Origin of the sequence: Paludisphaera sp. (assembly GCF_037189885.1) — a bacterium.
Classification (GTDB): Bacteria; Planctomycetota; Planctomycetia; order Isosphaerales; family Isosphaeraceae; genus Paludisphaera.
This window is the reverse complement of record NZ_JBBCIR010000006.1, coordinates 18,926-44,786: the sequence shown is the minus strand read 5'-3', so window position 1 is coordinate 44,786 and position 25,861 is coordinate 18,926. Positions and strand designations below refer to the sequence as shown.

At 70.3% G+C, this 25,861-nt stretch carries 23 protein-coding genes; 10 read left to right on the top strand and 13 right to left on the bottom strand.

Translation table 11 applies throughout. The features are described 5' to 3' along the window. Nucleotides 1–97 precede the first annotated feature (97 nt). Nucleotides 98–1,651, bottom strand: coding sequence for an efflux RND transporter periplasmic adaptor subunit (locus tag WG209_RS02175; protein ID WP_337173353.1), 1,554 nt, complete (start codon nucleotides 1,649–1,651; stop codon nucleotides 98–100). Nucleotides 1,652–1,744: 93 nt separating this feature from the next. Then, nucleotides 1,745–2,215 carry a hypothetical protein gene (locus WG209_RS02170; protein ID WP_337173352.1) on the bottom strand — a complete coding sequence of 157 codons (471 nt, stop codon included), beginning with the start codon at nucleotides 2,213–2,215 and terminating at the stop codon, nucleotides 1,745–1,747. A 442-nt stretch (nucleotides 2,216–2,657) separates the two neighbouring features. Between WG209_RS02170 and WG209_RS02165 the strand changes: the two genes are divergently transcribed. The 4 genes from WG209_RS02165 (at nucleotide 2,658) to WG209_RS02150 (ending at nucleotide 6,511) form a co-directional block, all read left to right on the top strand. After that, entirely contained in the window at nucleotides 2,658–3,314 is a 657-nt protein-coding gene (locus WG209_RS02165) for an MtnX-like HAD-IB family phosphatase (RefSeq protein WP_337173351.1), read from the top strand. Beyond that, nucleotides 3,311–4,363, top strand: coding sequence for an iron-containing alcohol dehydrogenase family protein (locus WG209_RS02160; RefSeq protein ID WP_337173350.1), 1,053 nt, complete (start codon nucleotides 3,311–3,313; stop codon nucleotides 4,361–4,363). Before WG209_RS02165 ends, WG209_RS02160 begins: the two co-directional genes overlap by 4 nt. A gap of 137 nt (nucleotides 4,364–4,500) precedes the next feature. After that, complete coding sequence (locus tag WG209_RS02155; RefSeq protein WP_337173349.1) at nucleotides 4,501–5,592, top strand: alpha/beta hydrolase; 1,092 nt, start codon at nucleotides 4,501–4,503, stop codon at nucleotides 5,590–5,592. A gap of 88 nt (nucleotides 5,593–5,680) precedes the next feature. Next, complete coding sequence (locus WG209_RS02150; RefSeq protein WP_337173348.1) at nucleotides 5,681–6,511, top strand: HAMP domain-containing sensor histidine kinase; 831 nt, start codon at nucleotides 5,681–5,683, stop codon at nucleotides 6,509–6,511. A gap of 27 nt (nucleotides 6,512–6,538) precedes the next feature. On the opposite strand, the gene WG209_RS02145 is transcribed toward WG209_RS02150, so the two are convergent. From WG209_RS02145 to WG209_RS02130, 4 genes are all read right to left on the bottom strand, one after another. Next, a complete protein-coding gene (locus WG209_RS02145; RefSeq protein ID WP_337173347.1) occupies nucleotides 6,539–6,862 on the bottom strand; it encodes a type II toxin-antitoxin system RelE/ParE family toxin in 324 nt (107 codons plus the stop codon). Continuing rightward, nucleotides 6,862–7,122, bottom strand: a complete 261-nt coding sequence (locus WG209_RS02140) for a type II toxin-antitoxin system ParD family antitoxin (protein WP_337173346.1) — start codon at nucleotides 7,120–7,122, stop codon at nucleotides 6,862–6,864. The genes WG209_RS02145 and WG209_RS02140 overlap by 1 nt, the downstream gene beginning before the upstream one ends. 108 nt (nucleotides 7,123–7,230) lie before the next feature. Next, nucleotides 7,231–8,778: a uroporphyrinogen-III C-methyltransferase gene (gene cobA, locus WG209_RS02135; protein ID WP_337173345.1), complete on the bottom strand. Its 1,548-nt coding sequence runs from the start codon at nucleotides 8,776–8,778 to the stop codon at nucleotides 7,231–7,233. Between the two features lie 20 nt (nucleotides 8,779–8,798). Further along, complete coding sequence (locus tag WG209_RS02130; protein WP_337173344.1) at nucleotides 8,799–11,345, bottom strand: DUF3656 domain-containing protein; 2,547 nt, start codon at nucleotides 11,343–11,345, stop codon at nucleotides 8,799–8,801. 906 nt (nucleotides 11,346–12,251) lie between these two features. Between WG209_RS02130 and WG209_RS02125 the strand changes: the two genes are divergently transcribed. From WG209_RS02125 to WG209_RS02115, 3 genes are all read left to right on the top strand, one after another. Then, on the top strand, nucleotides 12,252–13,706 hold the full coding sequence (locus WG209_RS02125) for an efflux RND transporter periplasmic adaptor subunit (protein WP_337173343.1): 1,455 nt from the start codon (nucleotides 12,252–12,254) through the stop codon (nucleotides 13,704–13,706). Nucleotides 13,707–13,881: 175 nt separating this feature from the next. After that, nucleotides 13,882–14,412, top strand: a complete 531-nt coding sequence (locus WG209_RS02120; RefSeq protein ID WP_337173342.1) for a hypothetical protein — start codon at nucleotides 13,882–13,884, stop codon at nucleotides 14,410–14,412. Between the two features lie 131 nt (nucleotides 14,413–14,543). Continuing rightward, entirely contained in the window at nucleotides 14,544–15,566 is a 1,023-nt protein-coding gene (locus WG209_RS02115; RefSeq protein ID WP_337173341.1) for a DUF4190 domain-containing protein, read from the top strand. A gap of 64 nt (nucleotides 15,567–15,630) precedes the next feature. Here the strand turns inward: WG209_RS02115 and WG209_RS02110 are convergent, their stop codons facing one another. From WG209_RS02110 to rsmD, 4 genes are read right to left on the bottom strand one after another with little or no spacing between them, the layout of a single operon-like run. Continuing rightward, on the bottom strand, nucleotides 15,631–16,071 hold the full coding sequence (locus WG209_RS02110; protein WP_337173340.1) for a 6-carboxytetrahydropterin synthase: 441 nt from the start codon (nucleotides 16,069–16,071) through the stop codon (nucleotides 15,631–15,633). Continuing rightward, nucleotides 16,068–16,733 carry a 7-cyano-7-deazaguanine synthase gene (locus WG209_RS02105; protein ID WP_337173339.1) on the bottom strand — a complete coding sequence of 222 codons (666 nt, stop codon included), beginning with the start codon at nucleotides 16,731–16,733 and terminating at the stop codon, nucleotides 16,068–16,070. The genes WG209_RS02110 and WG209_RS02105 overlap by 4 nt, the downstream gene beginning before the upstream one ends. 57 nt (nucleotides 16,734–16,790) lie before the next feature. Next, complete coding sequence (locus WG209_RS02100; RefSeq protein ID WP_337173338.1) at nucleotides 16,791–18,047, bottom strand: CCA tRNA nucleotidyltransferase; 1,257 nt, start codon at nucleotides 18,045–18,047, stop codon at nucleotides 16,791–16,793. After that, nucleotides 18,040–18,696, bottom strand: a complete 657-nt coding sequence (rsmD, locus tag WG209_RS02095; RefSeq protein WP_337173337.1) for a 16S rRNA (guanine(966)-N(2))-methyltransferase RsmD — start codon at nucleotides 18,694–18,696, stop codon at nucleotides 18,040–18,042. Before rsmD ends, WG209_RS02100 begins: the two co-directional genes overlap by 8 nt. 112 nt (nucleotides 18,697–18,808) lie before the next feature. Between rsmD and WG209_RS02090 the strand changes: the two genes are divergently transcribed. The 3 genes from WG209_RS02090 to WG209_RS02080 all read left to right on the top strand — a co-directional run bounded on the left by WG209_RS02090 (nucleotide 18,809) and on the right by WG209_RS02080 (nucleotide 22,924). Next, on the top strand, nucleotides 18,809–20,692 hold the full coding sequence (locus tag WG209_RS02090) for a pyrroloquinoline quinone-dependent dehydrogenase (RefSeq protein WP_337173336.1): 1,884 nt from the start codon (nucleotides 18,809–18,811) through the stop codon (nucleotides 20,690–20,692). Further along, a complete protein-coding gene (locus tag WG209_RS02085; RefSeq protein WP_337173335.1) occupies nucleotides 20,689–21,564 on the top strand; it encodes a DMT family transporter in 876 nt (291 codons plus the stop codon). The genes WG209_RS02090 and WG209_RS02085 overlap by 4 nt, the downstream gene beginning before the upstream one ends. A 202-nt stretch (nucleotides 21,565–21,766) precedes the next feature. Then, complete coding sequence (locus WG209_RS02080) at nucleotides 21,767–22,924, top strand: DUF4339 domain-containing protein (protein ID WP_337173334.1); 1,158 nt, start codon at nucleotides 21,767–21,769, stop codon at nucleotides 22,922–22,924. 13 nt (nucleotides 22,925–22,937) lie between these two features. Here WG209_RS02080 and WG209_RS02075 read toward each other — a convergent pair whose 3' ends face one another. Genes WG209_RS02075 through WG209_RS02065 form a run of 3 tightly spaced genes read right to left on the bottom strand, consistent with a single transcriptional unit; the run spans nucleotide 22,938 to nucleotide 25,482 of the window. Next, the gene (locus tag WG209_RS02075; RefSeq protein WP_337173333.1) at nucleotides 22,938–23,999 is read right to left on the bottom strand and encodes a hypothetical protein; all 1,062 of its coding nucleotides are present in this window, start codon (nucleotides 23,997–23,999) and stop codon (nucleotides 22,938–22,940) included. Between the two features lie 40 nt (nucleotides 24,000–24,039). After that, complete coding sequence (locus WG209_RS02070; RefSeq protein ID WP_337173332.1) at nucleotides 24,040–24,618, bottom strand: YceI family protein; 579 nt, start codon at nucleotides 24,616–24,618, stop codon at nucleotides 24,040–24,042. 60 nt (nucleotides 24,619–24,678) lie between these two features. Then, nucleotides 24,679–25,482, bottom strand: coding sequence for an HAD-IIA family hydrolase (locus tag WG209_RS02065; RefSeq protein WP_337173331.1), 804 nt, complete (start codon nucleotides 25,480–25,482; stop codon nucleotides 24,679–24,681). Between the last annotated feature and the right edge of the window lie 379 nt (nucleotides 25,483–25,861).

The window sequence follows — 25,861 nt, the reverse complement described above, 5'->3', positions numbered from 1 at the left end:
GACGCGCGACGCCCCTCACCCGGCCCTTCGGGCCACCCTCTCCCGGGGGGAGAGGGGGCGCGTCGCCCGTTCGATGAGCGTGCGACGCCTTGCTCGCTCAGTCGTCGTCGCCCTGGTTCTGGAGGATCAGCTCGCTCTTGAGCACGAAGGCGCCCTGGGCGACGACGCGATCGCCGGGGGCGAGGCCAGACTCCACCACGACGCGGTCGCCGACGGAGCGGCCGACCTCGATCGAGTGGAGGGCGAAGGCCGCCTCGCCCTCCGCGTCCCCCTCGGGACGGAAGACGCCCGGCTTCCCCTCGACCTCGACGAGCGCCGAGGCCGGGATGGTCAGGGCGGGCGCCGAGGTCGGGCCGTCGAACAGGATGCGCGCGAACATGCCGGGACGCAGCACGCGGTCGCCGTTCCCGGTCCGCGCCAGGAGCGGCACGGTGCGCGTCGTCGGGTCGAGGATCGCGCCCACCGAGAGGATCTCCGCCTCGAAGACGCGGCCCGGGTAGGCCGTCGCGGTGACGCGGACGGACCCCCCCGCGATGCCGGGGATCTTCGCCAGGTCGGACTCGGGGATGTTGGCCGTGACCCACACGTCGTCCAGGTCGGCCAGGACGAACAGCAGGTCGATCGGGTCGGCTCGCTGGCTGGGGACGGCCGACTTGGTGATGATCGTGCCGTCGAACGGCGCGACGATCCGGTAGGCCGTCACGTCCTCCTCGCGCGCCGCGGTCTCGGCCTCCTCGGCGCGGTCCAGCAGGCGCTTGATGTCCTCGTCGACCCCCAGGATCCGCAGCCGCTGGCCGGCGTCGACGACGGCCGACTCGGCCAGCTTCAACGCCTGGTCCGCCAGCCGCCGCTGCTGATCCGCGTCGAACCGCGCCTGCTCCACCGTGGCGTAGAGCTGCGCCTGTAGCCCCTCCCGCGTGTGCCTGGCGACGACCGCCGGATGCTCGCCGAGGATCTGCTTGCCCCGGAGCAGCTCCGCCTTCTCCTCGTCGTGGCTCGCGATGTCGAAGTTGGTGTAGGCCTGGATCAGCAGCCCGCGGTACGAGCCGAGCGGCTGGTCGGCGAACTCCTTCTCCAGCACGGCGGGCTCCACCCCCTTCGTGATCTCGGGGATGATCTTCGCCACGGTCTCGGCCACCTTGGACTTCCAGTCGGCCTCGACCCGCGCCGTGATCAGCTCGCGCTGGCGGGCGCGGAGGTTCAGCCGGGCGGTGCCGACGTCCGGGCTGTCCAGCGTGACCAGCGGATCCCCCTTCTTGACCGTCGCCCCGAGCGAGACGTGGACCTCGCGGACGATCCCCGCGGCGCGAGAGCGGACCTCGACGCGGCGGTCGGCGTCGACCTCGATCCGGCCGGCGACGCCCAGCTCGGTGGGCAGCTCCAGCGCCTCCGCCTCGACGGTCCCCACGCCGGCGGCCTTCAACTTCGCGTCGGTGAGCCGCACCAGGCCTGGATGCGCCTCGGGTGTCGGCTCGGGAGACGGGGCCGCCGCCGGGCCCGGCGCCGCGCCGATGGTCCGCAGGTGGCCGGGGAGTTCGATGGTCAGGTGCAGTATCAGCACGGCGAGCAGGACGGCCGCCGCGCCCCACGGGACCAGGCCGGAGGATGGCCGACGCGACGCGCGCGCGCCGGAAGCCGAGATGCTAGACATTGGGTCCACTCCGCTGCGGAAAGCCGATCGTCCTTACCCACGTTCGATCCACGGCGGGCGCGAGGGCACCCGCGGGGCGAGGCGCGGTAAGGTTCAGCAATTCCGGCGGACGAGCCGCGCGAGGGCCGCGTCGGCCGGGAGCCCATCCGAACTTGCGTGGAGCGCGGGGCCCAGCTCGGGCGGGGCGGGAGGAGGGGGGGCGAGCCAGCACGCGGGGGCCTTCGCCAGGTGCTGGACGAATGCCGTCGCGGTCCGGGATCCGACGTCCGAGAAGTCGCGGACGATCGCCCGGCCCGACATCGGATCCAGGGAGTTCGGGTCGCCGTCGTCGGCGTGCGCGACGGGGATCGACGGGTCGGCCACCGGGTCGGCCTCGCCCGCGGAGCGGGGGAGCAGCCAGTGCCAGTGCAGGACCGCGACCTCGTCCCCCTCGCCCGCCAGGGGATGCCATCGCAGCAGGTGGTCGTGCTTGGGGCAGACCTCGCCGGGGCCGTGATGGTGGCGGATGACGTGGAAATCGGCCCGCGGGAGCGGGACGTGGAGCAGCCCCGGGATCAACAGCATGATCCCGAGAACGCGAGCGAGCAGGCTAATCGGCCGTCCTCGTCGCATTCCGCGCCCCATGACCCCCGGAGGAAACGGGCCTCCCGGCCCGCACAAGGTTCAAGGTATTATGGAAGGCCGAATTCACCCGGTCAAGCCGACGCGCCGGGGGGATCGTTCCCGGAGTCCACAACCAACGGTCTTCCCCCCCGCTGGAGGGGGAAGAAAGACCGCGCGGCGGTCAGATGAGGGGGAGCCCGCCCACGGTGCCTTGGGGCTCGGAACTCCCGCCCCGGCCGAGGCCCCGGCAGGCCCGTCGGAACCGCGATGATTGTGTCGCTCGTCCCCCCCTCATCCGGCCCTCCGGGCCACCTTCCCCCTCCAGGGGGGAAGGCCGTTAGGTTGAAATGCGGACCGCCGCGATCGAGGCCCCCGCCCCGCGTCGCCCCCCCCGAGTCCCGACATGCCCGCACGATCGCTCCTCGTCACCGACTTCGACGGCACGCTGACCCGCCACGACTTCTACCAGCTCGCCATCCAGGAGCTGCTGCCGCGCGACCTCCCCGATTACTGGGGAGATTATCGCGCCGGGCGGCTCACGCACTTCGAAGGGCTGCGCAATTACTTCTCGCACATCCGCAAGAGCGAGGCGGAGGTGCGAGAAGTCGTCGGCCGCATGGTGCTGGAGCCGCGTCTGGCGGAGTGCCTGCGCGAGCTGGACGCCGCCGGCTGGGACGTGGTCGTCACCTCGGCCGGGTGCTCGTGGTACATCGACATCCTCCTGGCCGAGGCGGGCGTCGACCTGAAGGTCTACGCGAACCCCGGGCGGTTCGTCGAGGGTCGCGGGCTGGTGATGGAGCTTCCCCCGCCGGGGCCGTTCGCCTCACGCCAACTCGGCGTCGACAAGGCGGGCGTCGTCCGGCACGCGCTGGGGCAGGGGCGGCGCGTCGCCTTCGCCGGGGACGGCTTCCCCGACCAGGAGGCCGCGCTGCTCGTCCCCGCGGATCTCCGGTTCGCCCGCTCCGACCTGGCCGCCGCGCTCGCCGAGGCCGGCCAGGGCTTCATCCCCTTCGACCGGTGGTCGGAGGTCGCCCGGGACCTTTGCGGGAGGCCGTCATGATCGCGAAGACCCAGATCGGCATCCCCTCGCTCGTCCGCGCCAAGGCCGGCGCGCTCGACCGGCTGGGGATCTACCTCAAGCGCAACGACCACCTCAGCGCGGTGGTCCTCGTCAGCCACGGCATGGTCCCGGCCTACGTCGAGCGAGCGAGGGCGACCCTGGCCGCGAACGGGATCGCCCGCGACCACTGGGTCGAGGTCGAGGAGGCGTCGTTCGAGACGGCCGCCGAGCTGTTCCAGTCGCTCCGCAAGGAGACGAAGGCCGTCGTCGGCCTCGGCGGGGGGAAGGCGCTCGACGTGGCGAAGTACGTGGCGTTCCTCGCCCGGCTGCCGTACTACGCGACCCCCACGTCGCTGTCCAACGACGGCTTCTGCTCGCCGCAATCCAGCCTCACCATGCGGGGCCGGCGGAAATCCCTGGCCGCGGCGCTGCCGTTCGGCGTGATCATCGACCTGGAGGTCTGCAAGGACGCCCCCCGGCCGCTCTGGATGTCCGGCGTCGGCGACCTGGCGTCGAAGATCACGGCGGTCTTCGACTGGAAGCTGGCGTTTCACGCCGTCGGCGAGCCGGTGGACGACTTCGCGGCGCTGCTGTCCGACGCCACGGTGTACCAGTATCTGGGCCAGCCGACGTTCGACATCCAGGGCGCGCGGCTGTTGAGCACGTCGCTGATGTTCAACGGCATCGCGATGGAGATCTGTGGCTCGTCCCGCCCGGCCAGCGGCGGCGAGCACCTGATCTCCCACGCGCTCGACGCGATCTCGGCGCGGCCCCGGCTTCACGGCCTCCAGGTCGGCGTGGCGACCTACCTGATGAGCCTGCTCCAGCGGAACGAGTCGGCGCGGATCGACCGGCTGTTCGACCAGGCGGGTTTCTGGGAGACGATCAAGGCCGACCCGTTCTCTCGCGACGAGTGGGCCGGCGCCATCCGGATGGCGCCGTCGATCAAGGAGGATTTCTACACGGCGTTGTCCCAGGAGGGTGCCATCGACCGGGCGATCGCGCTGCTGGATTCCGACGACCGCCTCCGCGCCTGCTTCGGCGGTTGAGGCCCTCGACCGACCCGTCCGGCCACACGAGGTTGACACGTCGCGCAAGATGGGCAAAATGTCCGTTCGGCCCAAGGTTGGGGATGATCGGCCATTCGCCGGGCGGGATGCCCGGCCGGGAACGCCAGGGACCGGCCATGAACCAGACGTTGCGGATCGTCGTCGCGTGCGCGTTGGCGCTCGCGGCCGTCGCGCCGGCGGGGCTCGCCGGGGAGTCGGCATCGGAGCCTTCGAAGCCCCACGGCCGGGTCGCGCGGTATGAGATCGGCTCGGGCCCGCGGTCGTACTGGCTGTTCGAACCCGCCGACCCCAAGCCCGAGAACGCGCCCGTGGTCGTGTTCCTTCACGGCTGGTTCTCGGTCAACCCGGCGATCTACGGGGCCTGGATCGATCACCTGGTGCGCGACGGCAAGACGGTGATCTTCCCGCGATACCAGAACGACGTCGGCACGATGCCGAGGGAGTTCCTCCCCAACGCCCTGCACGCCGTGCGCGACGCGCTCGACGTGCTGCACGCCGGCCGCGACCACGTCCGGCCGGAGCCGGGGAAGTTCGCGCTCATCGGTCATTCGGCCGGGGGGAACCTGGCCGCGCAGCTCGCGGCGCTCTCGGCCGACCCCGCCAACGGGCTCCCCGAGGTCAAGGCGGCGATGGCCTTCTTCCCCGGCGAGGTCTTCCCCAGCCGCGAGCCCTCCTTCGACCGGATCCCCGAGTCGACGCTACTCCTGGTGGCCGTCGGCGAGGAGGACGTCCTCGTGGGCGACCAGCGCGGCCGGCAGATCTTCGCCCAGGCGACGTCGGTCCCGCGCTCGCGCAAGCGGTTCATCCTCTACCGCTCCGACCGCCGCGGCAGCCCGCCGCTCGTCACGGAGCACACGGCCCCCTCCGGGGCGAACCCGAAGCTCGACAACGGCGAGGGGATCCTGCGGAACCTCCAGCTCGGCATGGGGAGCGTCAACGCGCTGGACCGCGCCGGCTTCTGGCGGGCGGCCGACGCCACGCTCGACGCCGCGTTCTCCGGCCAGACCCTCGACGATGTCGCCGCCGACCCCGACGTCCTCTCCCACCTCGGATACTGGAGCGACGGCCGCAGGGTCACCCCCCCCATCGTGGCCGACGATCTCGCCGCGGTCCCCCGCGTCATCCTGACCAACGGGATCCGCATCATCCCCTGGGACTTCAACCTCAAGGCCGCCTCCAACACCGAGGCGGCCCGCGAGCGGCGCTGACGGCCAACCTTCCCGCCGACTGATCCCGACCGCGCCCCCCTGCCGATAGGAAGGGTGGAGGCGAATCGGGGCCAGGAGGTGGCGGGGAATGTCGCGCACGACGAAGAACAAGGCCGTTGTTCCCGACGCCCGCTCGACCCCCGAGGTCGACGGCATCGACACGCTCGAGGCCCTCAAGCGTCAGGTGACGGCCCTCCAGCGCATCAGCAGCATGGGCCTGCTGGCCGGCGGCGTCTTCCACGAGCTCAACAACGCCCTGACGCCCGTCATCAGCTACGCCAAGCTCGCCCTGCGCAACCCGGACCCGGAATATCGCGAACGTGCCCTCAAGAAGATCCTGGAGGCCGGCGAGCGCGCCGCGGCGATCACCGGCGGCATGCTCGGCATGACCCGGCCCGGCCGGACCCCGAACCACCGCGAGCCGACCGACATGGGCCGGCTGGTGGACGAGGTGATCATGCTGGCCGGCAAGGACCTGAACCGGCACAACGTCCGCCTGGACGTCCAGATGGCGGACCGCCCCTTCGCGCGGGTCAATCCCACGCAGATCCAGCAGGTGCTGGTCAACCTGCTCATCAACGCCCGCCAGGCGATGCCCGAGGGGGGCCTCGTGACGCTCCGCCTGGCGACCGACCCCGCCGGTCGGAGGGTCGAGCTGAGCGTCGCCGATCACGGAGTCGGCATCGCCCCGGCCGACCTCAGGCGAATCTTCGAACCCTTCTTCTCGACCAAGTCCGGCCCCGACGCCGCCGGCTTGGGGGGCTCCGGCCTGGGCCTCTCCGTCTGTCGCGACATCGTGGAGGCCCACCACGGCCGCATCCGCGCCGAGAGCCGACGCGGCAAGGGCTCCACCTTCACCCTCATCCTCCCCACCTGTCCCCCGCCCGCACTCGCCGAGCCCCACGTCGGCGCGGCTTGAGGCCGAAAGGCCCGAGATCGACCTTTGTCATCGATCCTCGAAGTCCATCAGGCGGTCGATATCTCGGCGGCCGTGGAGTACGCGGACGACTTCAATGCCGCCCTCGACCGGGCGGTAGAAGACGAGGTGGTTCGCGAAGCCGTCCACCCGCCAGACGCGGATGCCGGCGAGCCGAGGATTCCGCGAATCCCGGATGGCGCCGACGCCAGGATTCCGGGCGAGAAAGGCGAACGTCTGATAGGCCGCGTCGTGGAATCGAAGGGCGGTCTCGAAGCTGGCGTGATCGCCAAGATAACCAGTCTGCTCATCCACGTCCCGGTCGGCGTCGGGAAGGATGGAGAATCGGGGCATTACTTCCCCTTGGACTTCGAGAGCCTCTCCACCAGACGCCGCTTCTTATCTTCCCAGTACTCGGGAGTGACCTCGATCGGCGGGCCCGAATTGAGCCCATCCAGGAGGAGTGCGTCGACCCGCTCTTCCACGCGTCGTTTCTGGTCGGCCCGGATGAGATCACGGACGTACTCGCTGACGCTGCTATAGCCCCCCTCCGAGACCCGCTCCTGAACGAACGACTTCATCGATTCGGGAAGCGCGACGTTCATCGTTTCCATGGCGGGATCCTCCGTTGGGAAGGCTAGACTTCGCGATGGTTCTTGTCAACCCATTGCCAATCGATCCCTGAACCTGGCACGACGTCCGGCATCATGAGCCTGTCGGCATCAGCGTCCCGCGGCTCGAACAGCTTCCACCATCGCCTCGACCAGCCCGTCCCAGGTGTAAACCGTCGCCTCGGCGGCGACGTCCCAATCCAGCTCGCGCGCGGCGGTGGTGGTGACGGGGCTGATGGTGGCGAGCTTCACGTCGCGGCCCACGCGGTGCCGGGCCTCGGGGGAGAGCAGGGCGTGCAGGCGTCGGGCGATCGCCGGGCTGGAGAGGGTGATCCAGTCGACCGAGCCGAATTCGATCCGGGCCAGCACGTCGGCGGGGATCGATTCCGCGTCGGCGTTGCGATAGACGGCGACCTGTTCCACGTCCGCCACGCCGCCCAACTCGTCTTGCAGGATCGTCCTCCCGCGATCGGCCCGCGCCAGCAGGATCCGCGAGCCGGCCGCGACCTTCGCCAACTCCTCGGCGAGCGACTCCGAGCGGAACGACGGCGGGACCAGGTCGGCCCGGAGGTGATAGCGCGACAGGGCTTCCGCCGTGGTCGAGCCGATCGCCGCCAGCTTCGCGCGACCCAGCGCCCGAAGGTCCTTGCCCCGGGCGAACAGCCGATCCAGGAACATGCGGACGCCGTTGGTCGAAGTGAAGACGACCCAATCGTAGCCGTCGAGCCGGTCGATGGCCGAGTCGAGAGGGGCGGCGTCGGCGACGGGCAGGACGTCGACCGTCGGGGCGATCAGCACTTCCGCGCCCATCGCCTCCAGCCCCTCGGCCGCGCGCCGGGCCTCCTCGCGGGGGCGGGTCACGACGATCCGACGCCCGAACAGGGGGCGGGACTCGAACCAGGTCAGCCGCTCGCGCTGCTCCACGACCCGGCCGACCACCAGCAAGGCGGGGGGCCGGACGTGGGCCTCGCGGGCGCGATCGGCGATGCTCCCCAGGGTCGCTTCGACCACGCGCTGGGACGGCGTCGCGCCGGACTCGATCACCGCGGCGGGCGTGTCGGCCGGCTTCCCCTCGGCCATCAACGACCGCGCGATGTGGACCAGGTGGGCGACGCCCATGTAGAAGACCAGCGTGCCGGGGAAGCGCGCCAGGGCGTCCCAGTCGATCCGCGCCGGCGAAGTCGGGTCGGCCAGGCCGGGCGCCTGGTGGCCGGTCACGAACGCCACGGCCGAGGCCACGCCGCGGCCCGTCACCGGGATCCCCGCGTAGGCCGTCGCCCCCACGCCGGCCGTCACGCCGGGGACGATCTCGAACGGGATGCCGAGGGCGCGGAGGTGCTCCGCCTCCTCGCCGCCCCGGCCGAAGACCATCGGGTCGCCCCCCTTCAGCCTCACCACGGCCCGGCCGGCGAGGGCGTGCTCGGCGAGCGTGGCGTTGATCTGGTCCTGCGTGAGCTGGCACCGGCCGGACCATTTCCCCGCCCGGACCCGCAGCGCCCCGGGGGGCGCGAGGTCCAGCAGGCGCGGGTTCGCCAGGTGGTCGTGGACGACGACGTCGGCGCGGGCGAGGACCTCGGCGCCGCGGCGGGTCAGCAGGCCGGGGTCGCCGGGGCCGGCGCCGACGAGATGGACGATTCCGGGGCGGTCTTGGGGGGCCATGTCGGGGGGGCGTGATCCATTCAAAGGACGGCGAGGGGCCCGCGAGTGACCCCGTACTGGTTGGTCGCCCGCAGCTCCCGCCACAGGGTCTTGCCGTCGCGGAGGCCGGCGGCCGTCTCGCGATAGAGCGTCAGCGTCTTCGCCACGGCGGCCGGCGAGTCGTCGAGGAACTCCACGCGGAGGTTCCGGACGCCCCGCGCGATCAGCCGGGGGAGGAACTCCGCGGCGGTCTGGGGTGTGGCGTTGAACAGGGTGTTGCGGCAGCCGACGTCGGCCTTCAGCGGGTGCTGCTTCCCCACCCGGTCGCGGAGCTTGACGTCGTGATGGTCGCAGGGCCGCCCGCAGTTCGTGTGGTCGGTCCCCGGGGAGAGGAACGCGCAGAAGACGCAATGCTCCATGTGGAACATGGGAATTTGCTGATGGATCACGACCTCCAGCCAGTCGGCCGGGGTGGCGTCCACCAGGTCGAACAACTGGCCGGCGTCCAGGTCGTAGGAGGCCGTCACCAGCGAGGCCCCGCGCTCGCGGAGCAGGGCGACGCTCAGCGGGTTGGCGGCGTTCAGGGAGAAGTCGGCGACGAACGGGACGCCGCGCTCGGCGCAGAACGCCAGGCCGCCGGCGTTGCGGACGAGCAGGCCGTCGGCGCCGGATTTCTCCAGCGCCTTGAACAGGTTCCGCTCGGCCGGCTTCTCGACGCGGGGGCTGGCGACGTGGATCGGCAGGCCGACCCGCCGGGCCTCCGCGACCGCCTCCTTGTACCCCTTGATGTCCTGGTAGTCCGCGTAGATCGCCGACGCCCCGGCCGACGCCGCCGCCTCGATCTGGTCGGTGCGGCGGACGAGCGCGGCCAGTCGCGAGGGCTCGCCCTCGGGGCGGGCGGCCCGCTGGCGCTCGGCCTCGATCCGCAAGGGCTCCAGCAGCGTCGGCAGGACCGGACCCGGGGCCGTCGGCCGGCTCGGGGGGACCTCGGCCAGCGCGTCCAGCCTGGCGACCAGGTCGCGCCGGACCTGGTTGAGCACGCTCTTGGGGACCATCGGCCCCCCCTCGATCTCCACGATCAGGGCGTCGAGCCGATACGGGGTCCCGCCGAGCCGCCCGAGCTGTTCGCGGATCAGCGCCTCGTCGGCCGGTCGCGACGTGGCCGGGGCGAGGGGGGAGTCGCCGACGACCTCCGCCACCGCGCCCGTCGTCGCGCGGGCCTCCGCGCGGATCGGCTCGCCGACCGCCGCGCGGACCCGCGCGTCCAGGCCCACCAACCCCGTCGGCGTCCCCTCGAACGATCGCTTCAGGCGGGAGGTCAATTCGGGATCGTCGGTCTTCCACGCGCGTTGGCCGCGATGGAGTCGAGTCAGGTCGACGCCGCCCCGGCCGAACCGAAGCTCCACGACCCCCGCGCGGCCGGCGACCGGCTCCACCTCGTAGACGCGCCCCCCTTGCTCGGGGACGTTGGCCTCCTCGTCGCCGTCGAAGACCAACCCGTCGCCCGGCTTGACCGCCGTCGCGGCCCTCAGGCGAACCCCCGATCGGCCGACGGACTCGACCTCCCCCAGCGGCACCCCGCGCTTCTTGGCGTAGTCTCCCCGGACGAGCACCTTGTGGTTGTTGCCGTCGAAAAAGCCGTGGCTGAACCCGCGCGAGAAGGACATCTCCATGTCCTCCACCTCGCGCGAGGTGAACTCGACCGGCCGCCCCGCCCACGCCTCGTCGATCGCGCGGCGGTAGTGGCGGGTGATGTTCGCGACGTACTCGGGCGACTTCAGCCGCCCCTCGATCTTGAGGCTGGCGACCCCCGCGCGGATCAGCTCGGGGACCAGGTCGTAGGCGGCAAGGTCCTGCGGGCTCAGGAGATATTGGGTCTTGCCGAGGTCCACGTCGCGGCCGTCGCAGACGATCTGATAGGGCATCCGGCACGCCTGCGCGCACTCGCCCCGGTTCGCCGACCGGCCGCCGAGGGCCTCGCTGGTGAGGCACTGGCCCGAGTACGCCACGCAGAGCGCGCCGTGGACGAAGACCTCGATCGGCACCGTCGATTCCGCGTGGACCTTGCGGACCTCGTCCAGCGAAAGCTCGCGGGCCAGGATCACGCGCGAGCAGCCCAGCTCGGCGGCGAGGCTGACGCCTTCCTCGCTGGTGATGGACATCTGGGTCGACCCGTGGATCTCCAGCCCCGGCGCGACGGCCCGGATCAGCCGGGTCAGCCCGATGTCCTGGACGATGACCGCGTCCACCCCGGCGTCGTTCAGCTCGCGGACGTAATCCTCTACGTCGGCCAGCTCCGACGGGAAGATCAGCGTGTTGAGCGTGACGTAACCCTTGACGCCGTAACGATGGAGATAGGCCATCGTCTCGGCCAGGTCGAGCCCGTCGAAGTTCGTCGCGCGGATCCGGGCGTTGTGCCGCTTGAGCCCGAAATAGACCGCGTCGGCCCCGTTGGCGACCGCCGCGCGCACGCAATCCGGATCTCCCGCCGGGGCCAGGAGTTCGGGCTTGACCCGCCCCCCGGCCGGATGGTCGGGCGTCCCCTCGGTGGTCGTCAATCGCTCGATGTCCGTGGCCGCCGCGCTCAAGTTGTTGGATCCCGGATGACGCCCGTGCCGACGCGCGCCCCGTGGGCGCGACGCAATCCCACCATTATCGGCCCGCGGGACGATCGAACAAGGGACGTTGACGGCGGGGCCGTCGCGTCCCCCGCCTGGGCTCCGAGGAGGCTCGCGTGTCAATTTCGCGGGCTGTTTTCTGGCAAGGACTTACGTCGATTCGCGGGCGACCCCGCGCGGGAATCGGCCGAAATCTCGGAAAACCTGAAATCCCAACGGCATGGCCCCGGACCATGTGGGTGATTGCTGATGGCGCTCATTGACAATCCGGAATCGGTTGAGGGACGCCGCGGGGCGTCGGGGCCAGACCTCGTCGGCGACGTTCCCTCCGGAGTCATTACCGTGGCGATGTTCCGGTCCTAGAGTCCAGGGAGAGCAGGCTTGCCCACGGAGAGCGGGGGACGGCGGCCAACTCCTCCTCGCGGGATTGGAAATGGGCGTTTCACCCTGGTCGGGCGGGCGGGGCCTCGCGAGAAAATGGCTTCGAGGACGACGAACGAAGCCAAATGATAATCGACGAAAATCATTTTCGGTAAAGGGCTTGTGGTGTCGCGTCGGTGGTCGCGCGCCGACGAACGAAGCCAACTTTCGGGCGAATCGCCGCCGCGTCGGGCGTCGGGGCCTTGAACGTGCGAAATTATTGTTTTACAATCGCCAGGTCGAATGCCGACCACACAACCGTGCAGGGAGGCCGCCCAATCATCCTGGGAATGAACGTCGACCTCGCCTACCCACCGGGACGGGGCCATCGCCCCGATCCGACCCCGCCCGCCCGATGAACGTCACGCGCCGCCCATCCCCCCGGCGGCGCGACGACCTTGAACCGTCAGGAGTCCCCCGATGTCCGCCTCAAGGAAAGTCCGATCGTCTTGGACGATGATCGCGATCGCCGCCGCGGCGGGAGCCTCGCTCTGGGCCTACTCGGCGTCTTATGGCCTGCCCGGCCGTGGCCGCCAGATGAACCTGGGCGAGAAGTATCAGGTGGCCCCGGTGAGCCGGACCGTCCTGGAGGGCTCGCTGACCACCCAGGGCCGTCTGGAAAGCTCCAAGCGGACCGTCATCGAGTGCGAGCTGGAGCGGGTCACGATCGGCGTCGCGGGCCGGGCGCTGGCCGGCGGCGGCTCGTCGATCCTGCTGACGGTGATCCCCGACGGCTCCGCCGTGAAGCAGGGGGACGTGCTGGCCACCCTGGACTCCTCCCCCTACGAGGAGCTGCTCCGCCAGCAGAAGATGACCGTCGAGCGCGCCCGCTCGGATCATCGCCAGGCGGACCTGGACCTGGAGGTCGCCAAGCTCGCCGTCGAGGAGTACAAGCAGGGGGTGATGGCGGAGACCCTCAAGGACCACGACCGCCTCATCGCCCTGGCCGAGTCGGAGATGAGCCGCGGCCGGGACCGGCTGGACTGGGCCACCCGGATGAACGAGAAGGGTTATGTCTCCCTTAGCGTCCTGAAGACCGAGTCCCAGACCTTTGACCGGGCCGAGGTGGCCATGGAGAAGGCCCGCGGCGCACGCGAGGTGTTCGAGAAGTTCACCTCCCAGAAGGTGATCCGCCAGCTGGAAGGGGTGGTCCTCTCGAAGCAGGCCAGCCTCCACTACCAGAGCATCCGGCTCGGTCGCGAGATCGAGCGCCTGGAGCGCCTGGAGAAGCAGGTCGAGAACTGCACCATCCGCGCCCCCCACGACGGCTTCGTCATCTACGCCAACGATCCCCGTCGCGACATCGTCATCGAGCCCGGGCTGGAGGTGCGGCAGAAGCAGCACCTGTTCTACCTCCCCGACCTCAGGCGGATGGAGGTCGTGGCGTTGCTGCACGAGTCCATCGTCGACCGCGTGAAGGGGGGCATGAAGGCCCGCATCGCCCTGGAAGCGGTCCCGGACATCGCCCTGACCGGCCGGATCCGCTCCATCGCCCCCCTGCCGCTCATCCAGCACCGAACCGAGGTCCGCTACTTCGAGGGGATCGTGTCGATCGACGAGCAGGCGGCCCGCGACCTGATGCCCGGCATGACCGCCCAGGTCGAGGTCGCCATGCCCCCCAAGGGGGACGTCCTGGCCGTGCCGGTGGAGGCCGTGACCAGCGAGGAGGGGGGCGAATACTGCTACGTCCTGCGCGACGAGGCCGGGGCGCTGGAGAAGCGCAAGGTCGCGCTCGGCCAGGCGACCCACGACATGCTGGAGGTCTCCGAGGGGCTCAACGAAGGGGAGCGGGTCGTCCTGAACCCCCGGCCCGACGAGCTGCTCGACGACCTGGCCGACTTCCCCGCCTTCGAGCCCGAGCCGGCCCCCGCCGCGATCGAGGCCGAGGTCCCGGTGGCCGCGTTGCACTGATCGCGACGGACGCGCGGGGAGGCGGCGCGATTCCGCCCCCCGACGGCCCGCCGGCGCTCACGGCCCGGCGGCGTCCGTGCCGATCCAGGCATGGGATCGAGTCCGCCGCCCCGGCTCCATGGCGCGAGCCCGGCGCTCGACGCACCGGCCTCGGCCACGGCCCGCGACGAACATCATGCCACCGAAACGCAGCAACGGCGGGGGGGGCCAGGGGGGCTCCCCCTCGCACCCCGTCGTCACCACGATCCTGCTCCTGGGCGCGATCGGCTGGGCGTTCGGCCTCCTCTTCCAGAAGGGGATGCTCGCCTGGCCGCCGACCCGGCTCCTCTCCGGGATGGCGACCATCGCCGGCTGCCTCGCCCTGGTCGGCCCGATCATCCTGGCCCGGTCGGGCAAGGCCGGCGGCAGCCTGGGCGAGCTGATCTGGATGACCGGCGGCCTGCTCATCTGGATCTTCAACCTGGTCGGCGTGGCCAACGGCGACCTCCGGAGCATCGACTGGGCCACCCCGCTGGGCCCCCGGGCGATGGGCCTCATCATCCTGGCGGTGATGCTCGCCGGCCTGCGGTCGGGCCTCGCCGGCCGCGACTGGTCGTGGACCAACGTGACCGGCTGGGCCCTGGGCCTGTTCTGGGTCGGGATGGCCGTCGCGACCTGGACGCTCGCGCCCGCCCCCGGGCTGACCGCGGGGCTCGCCTCGCGGTGATCCTTGACGATGGCCGGCGCGTCGATTAGCCTCGGAATCACGACGCGCGCCCGGATCTCGGATCTCCCTCGTACTCATCCCATTCGTCGCGACGCCGCCCCGTCCGGGCCGGGCGCCTGGAGGAGCTTTTCGTGGCCATCGAGCAAGAGTCCAACCCCGACGCCGCCGACCTCAAGATGCTTCGACGCTCGGCCATCGAGAACGAGATCCCGACGTACAGGGCCGTCAGCACCCGCGCCGTGGTCGCCCTGATCTGCGGGCTCCTCGCCGGCCTGAGCTTCACGCACCCGATGTTCTACCTGTTCGCGGTCGCGGCGGTCCTCCTGGGCTGGTCGGCCGAGCGCGCCATCCGTCGCCACCCCGACATCCTCACCGGCGGCGGCCTGGCCCGCGCCGGCGTCGCGATGGGCCTGATCTTCGGCCTCTCCATCTTCACCGTGACGTCCGTGCAGAAGTACCTGACCACCCGCCAGGCCGGCGCCTTCGCCGCCGAGTACGCCCAGATGGTCCGGTCCCGCCCCCTCGCCGACCTCTACTGGATCCAGCTCGACCCGAGGGCCCGGGCCGTCACCTCGCCCGAGGACAACCTCAAGCAGATGCAGGGCCAGCAGGAGGCGGCCATGGCGGACATGAAGTACGCCGGCCTCCGCAAGCTCGTCGCGGACATCAACGCCTCGGACAAGAACACCATCAGCTTCAGCGGCATCGAGAGCCTGGGCAAGGACGACCTCATCGTCGTCGCCATCGCCCGGTTCGACGTCCACATCGCCGAGCATCCCCGCGAGCCCAAGGCGGGCGACGCCCACAAGCACGACGACGGCCACGACCACAAGGAAGGGGATGGCCACGATCATAAGGAAGGCGATGGCCATGACCACAAGGAGGGCGACGGCCACGACCACAAGGAAGGCGAGGAGCACAAGCACGACGACGGCCACGACCACGAGGAGGGCGACGGCCATGACCACGGCGACGCGCCCAGGCGCGGCCCGGTCGACGCGCACGCGATGGCCGTCGTGAAGGGGATGGTGCCCGAGGGGAAATCGGCGTACGAGTGGTGGATCGACGACGTCGTCTATCCCTACGAGCCCAAGACGGCCGCCCTCCCCGAGACCCAGAAGCCCGTGGACGACGGCCACGGCCACGCCCACTGACCGCCCGCCCCTCGCCCCCTTCCTCCCTCGCGGAGGAAGGGGCTAGAGCGTCCCCTCGGCGGGCTCAATCCGCGCCGGTGTAGGTCGCGAAGCAGTTCGGCGTCTCCCAGAGGACGACCTCGACGATGGGGAGCCCGGCCGACCTCCCCTGGTCGTAGATCAGGCGGGCGATGCTCTCCGCGGTCGGGTTCAGGTCCATGACGAACACCCGCTCCCCCCGCTCTCGCAGCACCGGGAGGATCGGGTCGTCGCGGTGCAGAAGCATGTTGTGGTCCAGCTCGGCGTCGATCCAGCTCTGGAGCTTCCGCTTGATCTCGCCGAAGTCCACGAGCATCCCCCGGTCGTCCAGGCTCGGCCCCTCCAGCGTCACCACCGCCAGCCCGTTGTGGCCGTGGAGATGCCGGCACTTGCCCTCATAGTTGATGAGGCGGTGCCCGTAGCAGAACTCGATCTGGCGCGTCACCCGGTACATGGCGTTCGTCCCCTCGATGGCCGTATGCGTCAATCCGCGTAGCGCGTCCGGTCGACGACGCCCGCCTGGCGGAACCCCTCGCGGCGTTCCGCGCACTTATTGCAGCGCCCGCAGTGCAGCCCGTCGACCGGCCGGATGCACGAGAACGACAATTCCAGGGGCAGCCCCGCCCCGCGCCTCACGACGTCCGGCTTGTGCAGCCCGGCGAACGGCCGGAGGAGCCTGGGCCCCCCCGACATCGCCCGCGACAGCACCCCTTCCAGCCCTTGGAAGAACTCGTCGGTGCTGTCCGGGAACGGGTTGGAGCCCAGCGACCCCAGCGCCAGGGCCGAGACCCCCCGCAGCCGGCACCAGACGGCCGCCTTGACGGTCAGCAGCAGGTTCCGCCCCGGCAGGTAGACGGCCTCGTCGGGCGACGTGGCGTCGGGGATTTCCGGGCCGTCGGTGCTCCAGTGGGGCCCGTACACGTCCCGGATCGGCTCGTCCAGCACGACCAGCGGCTCCAGCCCATCGCGGGCGATCGCCGCCAGGAATGAGCGGGCCGAGGCCATCTCCACGTCCTCCCACCTCAGGCCGCATCGGACGTAGATGGGGTGGACCCGGGCGTGCCGATCCAGCATCGTCGCGACCAGCACGGCGCTCTCGACCCCGCCGCTGGTGAGGACGGCCGCCGTCTCGGATGAATCGCCCGCCATTCGTCCCTCGCCCCGCATCTCTTGAGATAGGCCCGCGGATCGCGCCGGGCCGGCCGCTCAGGGGAGTCCCGCCGCCAGCTCGCGGTCGACGTACTCCAACGCCTCGCCCCGGTCGCGGACCCGCGATTCGAGCTGGGCGTCGCGGACCTTCTCCAGGATCGCCGCGAAATGGGGCCCCGGCTTCAGCCCGTGGCCGATCAGGTCGTTCCCGGTGAGCAGCGGCGGCGGGTCGATCGGCCCGTCCGGCTGACGCGCCAGGTAGCGCCGGCAGTAGTCCACGTGGCCGGCGTCGGCGTCGGTCGCCAGCGCGATTGCGTGGTGGAGGGCCAGCAGCTCCTCGATCCCGGCGCTCGCCAGCAGCCGCTTCAGCGCGGAGGCCCGCAGCCGCTCGGCGTCGATCAGGCATCCCTGATGCCGGACGAGCCAGACGAGCCGCTCGCGCTCCGTGTTGGACAGCCGCAGCCCCCGGGCCATGTCGTCCGCGACCCTCGGCCCGCCGGCCTCGCGCAGCAGCGCCGCCATCGCCAGGGGGAAGCTCGGGGCGTCCGGCAAGAGGTCGAGCGTCCGAGCGGCCCGCGCCTGGGCCTCGGAGTCCATCGCCCCGAACGGCGGCAGCACGGCCGAGAGCAGCCCGGCGTCCATCAGGAGCCCGGTCGCGCGGGCGCGGAGGCGATGCGTCAGCATCTTGCGCAGCTCCTCGGCGATCCGCTCGGGCGAGACCACGACGATCTGGGGGGCCATCGCCCGGACCGCCTCCCAGGTCGTCGGTTCGATGGTCAGGCCGAACCTCGCCGCGAACCGCGCCGCTCGGAGGAGACGCAGCTTGTCCTCCTCGAACCGGGCGGCGGGGTCGCCGATGGCCCGGAGGAGGCGGTTCTCCAGGTCGGCGCGGCCGCCGACGTGGTCGATCACCTCGCCGGTGGTCGGGTCCATGAACAGGCCGTTGATGGTGAAGTCCCGTCGCTCGGCGTCCTCGCGGGGCGAGCTGTAGACGACGCCCACCGGCCGGCGGCCGTCGACGTAGGCCAGGTCGCTGCGGAACGTGGCGACCTCCACCTCGTTCCCCTTCTGGCGGGGGTGGCGGACCTTCACCACGCCGAACGACGCCCCGATCGCCAGCGCCCGATACGGCAGCGTGGCCATCGCCTGCTCCGGCGTGGCGTCGGTGGCCACGTCGTAGTCGGTGGGGGTCAGTCCCAGCAGGATGTCGCGCACGCAGCCCCCGGCCCAGAGGGCCTGGAACCCGGCGCGGCGCAGCTTGACGACGACCTCCTCCGCGAAGTCGCGGCGGGCCTTCGCGTCCACGTCAGGCATCGCCCGGCTCCTCGACGTCCTCGGGGGCGCCCGGCCCCTCGGCCGGGGCCTCGGCGTCCTCGGGGGCGTCGGCGATCACGCCATCCCCCTGGTCGCGCAGCCAGAAGGCGACGCGGGTGTCGCCGTAGCGGCGGACGTCCCAGGAGTCCATGTCCGGCAGGATGCTGTCGTTGAGGATCCGCCCGGCCTCCAGCGCGATCATCGAGCCCTCGGGGAGATGCTCGACGAGGTGGTCGAGCATGGCCCGGATGCGCTTGGCGCCGATCTCGTATTCGCGGTACGGCGGGTCGAGGAACACGGCGAGCGGCCGGTCCAGCTCGGCGGCGTGGGCGCGGACCCAGCGGTAGGCGTCGGCCATGCGGATCTGCGAGCGGTCCTGGTAGCGCAGCTTGGCCACGTTGGCGTGGATCAGCGCGACGGCGTCGCGGTCGCGCTCGACGAAGACCGCGCCGTCGGCGCCGCGGCTGAGGGCCTCCAGGCCGATCGCGCCGGTGCCGGCGAACAGGTCGACCGCCGTGCGGCCCGGCATCATGGCGCCGACGATGTTGAAGAGCGACTCCCGCACCAGGTCGCTCGTCGGCCGGGTCTTGGCCGAGGCGCGCGGGCCCTCGATCTTGTGCCCGCGCTTCTGACCCGCGATGATCCTCATGTCCGCTGGCTCCCCGACGGCCCGCCGTCGGAGGGGCCGAAGCTCAATCATAGGGTCCGCCGCCGCTCGCGAGCAATCCGGGCCCGCCCCATGCACCCGGAAGGAGGCGCGGATGCGTCGCTTGTTCCCGCTCGTCCTGGCGACCGTCGGCCTCGGCGCGACGGCCTTCGGGGAGTCCGCCGGCACGGTCGACTGGCCGGGCGTCGGCAACGACCCGGGCTGCGCGAGGCACTCGCCGCTCGACCAGATCAACCGCGAGAACGTCGCCCGCCTGGAGCCCGCCTGGACGTACCACACGGGCGAGCTGGACGCCAACGGCCTCGGCAAGACGATCGAATGCACGCCGGTCGTCGTCGACGGCGTCATGTACATCACGACCGCCTACCTGAAGGTCGTCGCCCTCGACGCCGCGACCGGCGCCGAGCTGTGGAAGTTCGACCCGGTGAAGGACCACCCCTCGCCCTATGGGCCGGCCTCCGGGGGCGTCAACCGGGGCGTCGCGTTCTGGTCCGACGGCCGGCCCGACGGCGAGCGCCGCGTCCTCCACGGCACGGGCGACGGCCGCTTGTTCTCCATCGTCGCCGCGACGGGCAAGCTCGATCCGAACTTCGGCGAGCGGGGGATCGTCGACCTCCGCGCGGGGATGGACGAGAAGACGAGGCACCTCCCCTACGGGCCCACCTCCGCGCCGGCGGTCTGCAAGGACGTGGTGGTCCTGGGCTTCTCCTGCGGCGAGGGCCCGGGGATCGCCGCGCCCGGGGACGTGCGGGCGTTCGACGTCCGCACCGGCGCCGAGGCCTGGCGGTTCCGCACCGTCCCGCTCCCCGGCGAGGTCGGCGCCGAGACCTGGGAAGGCGACTCCTGGAAGGACCGCGGCGCGGCCAACGCCTGGGGGGGCGTCAGCGTGGACGTGGCTCGCGGGATGGTCTTCGTCGGCACCGGCTCGGCCGCGTTCGACTTCTACGGCGGCGACCGCCCCGGCGACAACCTCTTCGCCAACTGCGTCATCGCCCTCGACGCCGCGACCGGCCGGCGCGCCTGGCACTTCCAGACGCTTCGCCACGACCTCTGGGACCACGACCTGCCGGTCTACCCGAACCTCGTCACCGTGGAGCACGGCGGCCGCAAGGTGGACGCCGCGGCGCAGGTGACGAAGACGGGCCACGTCTTCCTCCTCGACCGCGAGACCGGCAAACCCCTGTTCGACGTGGAAGACCACCCCGCGCCGGCGTCGGAGATCGAGAGCGAGCGCGCCGCCGCGACGCAGCCGGTCCCGGTCAAGCCGCCGCCGTTCTCGCGCCAGGTGTTCACGGACGCCGACGCCACGGACATCGGCGAGGCCAACCGCGCGTCGGTCCTGGAGCAACTGGCGAAGCTCGACCACGGCGGGCCGTTCCTCCCCCCGAGCCGTCGCGGGACCGTCGTCATGCCGGGCTATCACGGCGGGGCGAACTGGTCGGGCGCGTCGTTCGACCCGGCGACGGGCCGGCTCTACGTCAACTCGAACGACGTCCCCAACATCCTGACGATGACCGAGTCCAAGGCCGAGGACATCCTGACCGAGGGCCCCTATCGCCACACCGGCTACATCCAGTTCCTGGACCACGAGGGCTACCCCGCCATCAAGCCCCCCTGGGGCGTGCTGACGGCGATCGACCTGAACCGCGGCGAGATCGCCTGGCGGGTGCCGCTGGGCGAGCATCCCGAACTCACCGCGCGGGGAGTCCCGCGCACCGGGACGGAGACCTTCGGCGGGTCGATCGTGACGGCCGGCGGCCTGGTCTTCATCGCCGGGACGAAGGACGAGCGGATCCACGCCTTTGACAAGGACGACGGCCGCCTGCTCTGGGAGCGCCCCCTCCCCGCCGGCGGCTACGCCACCCCCGCGACGTACGCCGTGAACGGCAAGCAGTACGTCGTTATCGCGGCCGGCGGCGCGGGGAAGCTGAGGACCAAGGCCGGCGACGCCTTCGTCGCCTTCGCCCTCCCCGAATGAGCGGCCCCCGCCTCGCCCTGATCCAGCTCCACTTGGCGGTGCTGCTCGCCGGGGGCTCCGGGCTGTTCGCGAAGCTCCTCCCCGTCGGACCCGACGTCCTGACCGCCGGGCGGACCGTCTTCGGGACGGCGGCGGTGCTGACGTTCGCGACGCTCGCCGGCCGCCCCCTGGCGGCCCGGCCGACGCGCGACGCCCTCGGCCTGCTGCTCTGCGGCGCGGCTCTGGCGGCGCATTGGATGATGTTCTTCCTGTCGATCCAGGTGTCGACGGTGGCCGTCGGGCTGCTGGCGTTCTCGACGTTCCCCTTGTTCACGACGCTGCTGGAGCCGCTCGCCTTCGGCGAACGCCTGCGCCGGGGGGACGTCGTGCTGGCCCTCCTGGTCTGCCTGGGCCTGGCCCTGATCGTCCCCAGCTTCGACCTGGGCGACGGCCCGACGCGCGGCGTCCTCTGGGGCGTGCTCTCCGCGCTCCTGTACGCCGTCCTGTCGCTGGCGACCAGGTCGTACAACGCGCGGCAGTCTCCCCTGGCGATCACGTTCCACCAGCAACTCGGCGCCGCGCTCGTCTCGGTCCCGTTCGCCGCGACGGGGCTCGCGGGCATATCCCAACGCGACTGGCTCGGCCTGGCCGTGTTGGGGATCGTCTTCACCGCGCTGGGCCAGGGCCTGGTGGTCGCTTGCCTGCGCCACCTGAAGGCCCGCGCGGTGAGCGTCGTCTTCGGCCTCGAGCCGGTCTACGCGATCGCGCTGGCCTGGTACCTCCTGCACGAGACTCCCGCGCCGCGCACCCTCCTCGGCGGCGTGATCATCTGCTCCACGGCCTGCGCGGTGACGTGGTCCCAGGGTAAGAACAACAGCAGTGATGTTTCGTAAGACGGCAGAGTCCGGGCCGATCCCTCCTTGCGGAGAAATTGACCCACTGTTAGGATGCGTCCATCATGGCGTGGGCTGTCTGCGGCCTTCTTCTGCTCCGGTGCAAAACTAATTAGTTGCCAAGTCATGGTGAGTACGAATAAATTGTTGTTCCGATGTTTTTGCGGCAGGGCGAGTGGGTTGTGACTTATAGGAGGTGGTCGTGTCGATTTTGGTGATCTGTGAATGCGGGAAGAATCTGCGAGCCAAGGATGAGGCTGCTGGCAAGAAGGTTAAATGTCCTTACTGCGGGTCTATTCTTTGTGTACATGCGCCCCGATCTGTAGAATCGAAATGCCAGCCGCCGGATGTGGGCCCAAGTGTTGAGATCGCCTCTCAATCTACTGGTATTGAAAACTGCGATGCAGGCAGGCAAGCGGGCTCTGGCCCTCCGCCTCTTCCACTGCTGGAATGGTATTGTGCTATTGGACATAAGCGACAAGGCCCTATGACGCTTTCCACGCTCCAGAACCTTATCGAGCGTGGGGAGGTAGGGCCCGCTGACTTAGTCTGGCAGGCGGGAACCCCAGATTGGAGACCGGTTTCGTGCATTGATTGCCTTTTGGATTCGTTAAAAATCGGACCCAACGAACGAGTCCCTGAAAATGAGAGCGCAGTCAACGCCCCTACTCTTCTAGGGAAAGGGCTTGCGTCAAATGGGCCAGGCAGCTCATCCGCGATTGATAGTCGAGGCGACGTTGCTTTACTTGCTGTTTTTGCAGTCTTTGTCTTTGTGGTGATTTCCATGTTCTTCGTAAGGTTGTCTCCTGATGTTGATCATTCTATTGAGTCGAGTGCGGTTCTGTCTTCAAGCGAGGAGGTGAAATCTGGTGGTAGTTTTGATATGGTTTCGCAGCCAGTCATTTCTACTTCTTCTGAGTATATTCAGAGTGCAGAAGACGATGAAGAGGATGAAGAGAAGGATGCTACGGAGCGGCTAAAGAAGTTTGCCAGAGAGATTCATTCAAGAATCAAGGCGAGCGCTGACGGTCATCGGTTGCAGCATGCGGAGAAAATTTCTAGCAGCACGCTTGAGTATACCATGGTTATCACGGTTGATGATAATTTTGATTACGATGTTCTGAAGTCCGACTCGGTTCTATCTCCGTTTAAGGCCGAGATTTACATCGGATATTCTGTTGAAACCACAATGGAGACGAGTGGGTTAGCGAGAGAACTGATTCCTGCCGCCAAAAGGAATGCCAAGCAAAAACCGCGGATCGTTAAATGTAATTACAAGGCAGGGTATTGGGCTCTTGTTGATGACAGTGTGCTTTATAATGCAAGGGCGTTTCTTGCATTGCCAGCACGGGAGTACTGATGATTGAAGATGCTTAGGAATCCTCGTCGCTGCTCAACTCTTGAGCATCGAAGGCCTGGCATGGGATGAGTACTATCCGACGTCTGCTGCATGCTCTCTGCGTCTTTGCGTCCTGCATTGGCCCCCTCAGTCGCTTAGAGAGGCATACCCTGCTCGCAAGCCTCGCTTCATCGGCGTCGGACGGCCCGCCGCCTTGCGTCGCGGCCACGGTGACGCCAAACCGATGCGCCGTGATGGCGACCACCGCGGCGGTGGCCGTCGCGACAAGGAACAGGGCGAGCGCCGTCCGCGCCCAGGGCTTGAGCCGGCCCGATGGGATTGCCTCGGGAATCAAGCAGAGCAGGGGGGCGAGGAACAGGGCGAGGGCCGCGTCCAGCTTCAACGAGCCGAAGGCCCAGCCGCTCAGGAGGAGGCCGAGCAGGGCGACGGAGCCGATGCCGGTCCCCGCCTCGCCCCCTCCCGGCCGAAGGGAGACGAACGCCGCGCCGGCGAGCGCGCCGGCGATCGGCAGCCCGCGCATGCCGCCGGTCGCGTAGCCCGAGAGCATCACGCACGCCGACGCCCCCGCGATCGCCACCGCCAGCGCCAACGGCGAGCGGCGCGCCGAGCCCGACACGCGGTTCGTCCAGGCCAGCGTCAGCCACGCCGCGAACAGGGCCGCGCCCAGAGTGGCCAGGATCATGGACCGCTGGAAGGGGGGCCAGGTCGCGGAGCCCGGCCCGGCCAGGTCGGCGACGAGGCGCGAACCGTGCAGGATCGCCGGCGCGACGGCCGCCGCGGCCAGGAGCCGCGCCGCGAGTCGGGCCCGGCGGGGGAGGCCGAGCGACGGGAGCAGGGCTTCCAGCAGGGCGATCCCGGGGAGGACCAGCAGCAGGAACCGGTCGCGGTCCTCGCGGGGCGGCCAGCGGGGGACGACGCCCAGCGCGAACATCCCCGCGCAGACGCCAAGCGCGATCGCCAACGCCTCGCGGACGGCGCTCCCCCGCCGGCCGAGGGCCCGCCCCAGCGCGGCGGCCGTCGCCGAGACGACGAACGCCGCCGCGAACGAGTCGAGCATCAGGAGGGGCTGGGGCATGGGCGGATCTCCCGGCGGCCCTCCCGAGGCTCGCGCGTCGTCAGGACTTGGTCCCCTCGAAGCCGATCATGATGACGACCTCGTCGCCGAGGGCGCCCATTCCGTCCATCCCGAAGTCGGACAGCTTGATGGTGGCGGTGGCGTCGTAGCCGGTGCGGGCCGTCCCCTTGGGGAACTCGCCCACCTTGCCGCCGGTCAGCACCAGGGTCACGGGCTTCGTCTCGCCGTGCAGGGTCAGGTCCCCCTCCACCTTCAGGCCGTCGCCCTCCTTGGAGGCCGACTTGCTCACGAAGCGGATGGTCGGGAACTGCGCGGCGTTGAAGAAGTCCGGCGACTTGAGGTGCTGGTCGCGCTTGTCGACGCCCGTCCGGATGCTGTCGACCTTGATGGTCACGTCGAATTCCGACGCGGACGGATCCTGGGCGTCGACCGAGAACTTGCCCGAGACGTCCTGGAACAGGCCGTAGATCGACGCGAATCCGCCGTGGTTGACCCTGAAGGCGACCGACGTGTGGGCCGGGTCGATCGTGTAGTCGTCGGCCGACGCGGGGGAGGGCGTCGAGAGGACCAGGGCGGCCAGGAGGCCCCAGGTCGTGGCGAAGGCGCGATTCAGCTTCATCTGTGCGTCGCTCCGGGTGGATGGGTCGTGGCGGGCTCCGTCGCGGAACCAGGCCGGATTCTAACGCGCCGGGGGCGCCGACGCCGCAAGCCAGAGGCGGCGAAGTTCGACCAGGTCGTCGACGGTCAGGTCGGGCTCGACGAGCGCCGGGACGTCGGCGGCGGGGTGGACCCAGATCGTGACCATGCCGGCCGCCTTCCCCCCCACCATGTCCGACGCCTGGCTGTCGCCGACGATCGCCGCCGAGCCCGCCGGGCAGCCTAGTCGCGAGACGGCCTCCTCGAACAACGCCGGGTGGGGCTTGCCCAGCGCGATCGGCCGGACCCGCGCGGCCGTCGCGACGGCCTCCACGAGCGCGCCGCAGCCGGGGTCGAAGCCGTCGGAGACGGGGAACCGGGCGTCCATGTTCACCGCGAAAAACGCCGCCCCGGCCGCCACCGCGCGCGACGCGGCCCGCAGGCGGCCGTAGCTGAAAGCGGGGTCGACCCCCACGACCACGGCGCGGGCCTCCTCCCAGCGATCGAACGGCAACGGGGCGTGCCCGACGCTCGCCATGGAATCGGACAGGTCATCGTTCCCGAGGACCAGGACGGGGACCGGGCCCATCCGTCGCAGGACCTCCCCGGCGGCCAGGTCGAACGCGGTGACGACCTCGCGGGGCTCGGCCGGGATCCCCAGGCTCGCCAGGATGGGGGCGACGACGCGCGCGCCCTTCTGCGAGGAGTTCGTCGCGAAGACCACCGGGAGCCCGGCGGCGCGGACGTCGGCCACCAGCTCGGCCGCGCCGGGGAGGAGGCGGGGGCCGGCCCAGATGGTGCCGTCCAGGTCGAAGGCGAACCCCCGGATCGATCGCAAGCTCGTCAAGGCCAGGCCCCCGCGCGGCACCATCGCATGTAATACCAGCCCAATAACCTCTCCCCCCCTCGCGGGGGAGGACAGGCCGCGAAGCGGTCAGGAGAGGGGGACGACGAGCGCGGAGGCCGTTGGAGCGATCGAAGGCCCAACCGGCTCGGACTCGCGACGGCCGTCTCGCTAGTCTTCCCCCTCATCCGGCCTTCCGGGCCACCTTCACCCGCGAGGGGGGAAGGACGTTCATGATGACGATCCCCGGAAGTCGCCGCGGCCTCGGGTCCCGCCGGCGTCTCTCGCGAGGCGACGAGTCTACCACGCCCGGGGGCGGTCCCCTATAATTTGGGCGTGCTCCGTCAAGGGACCAAACGCCAGAAGACTCCAAGAATGCCCG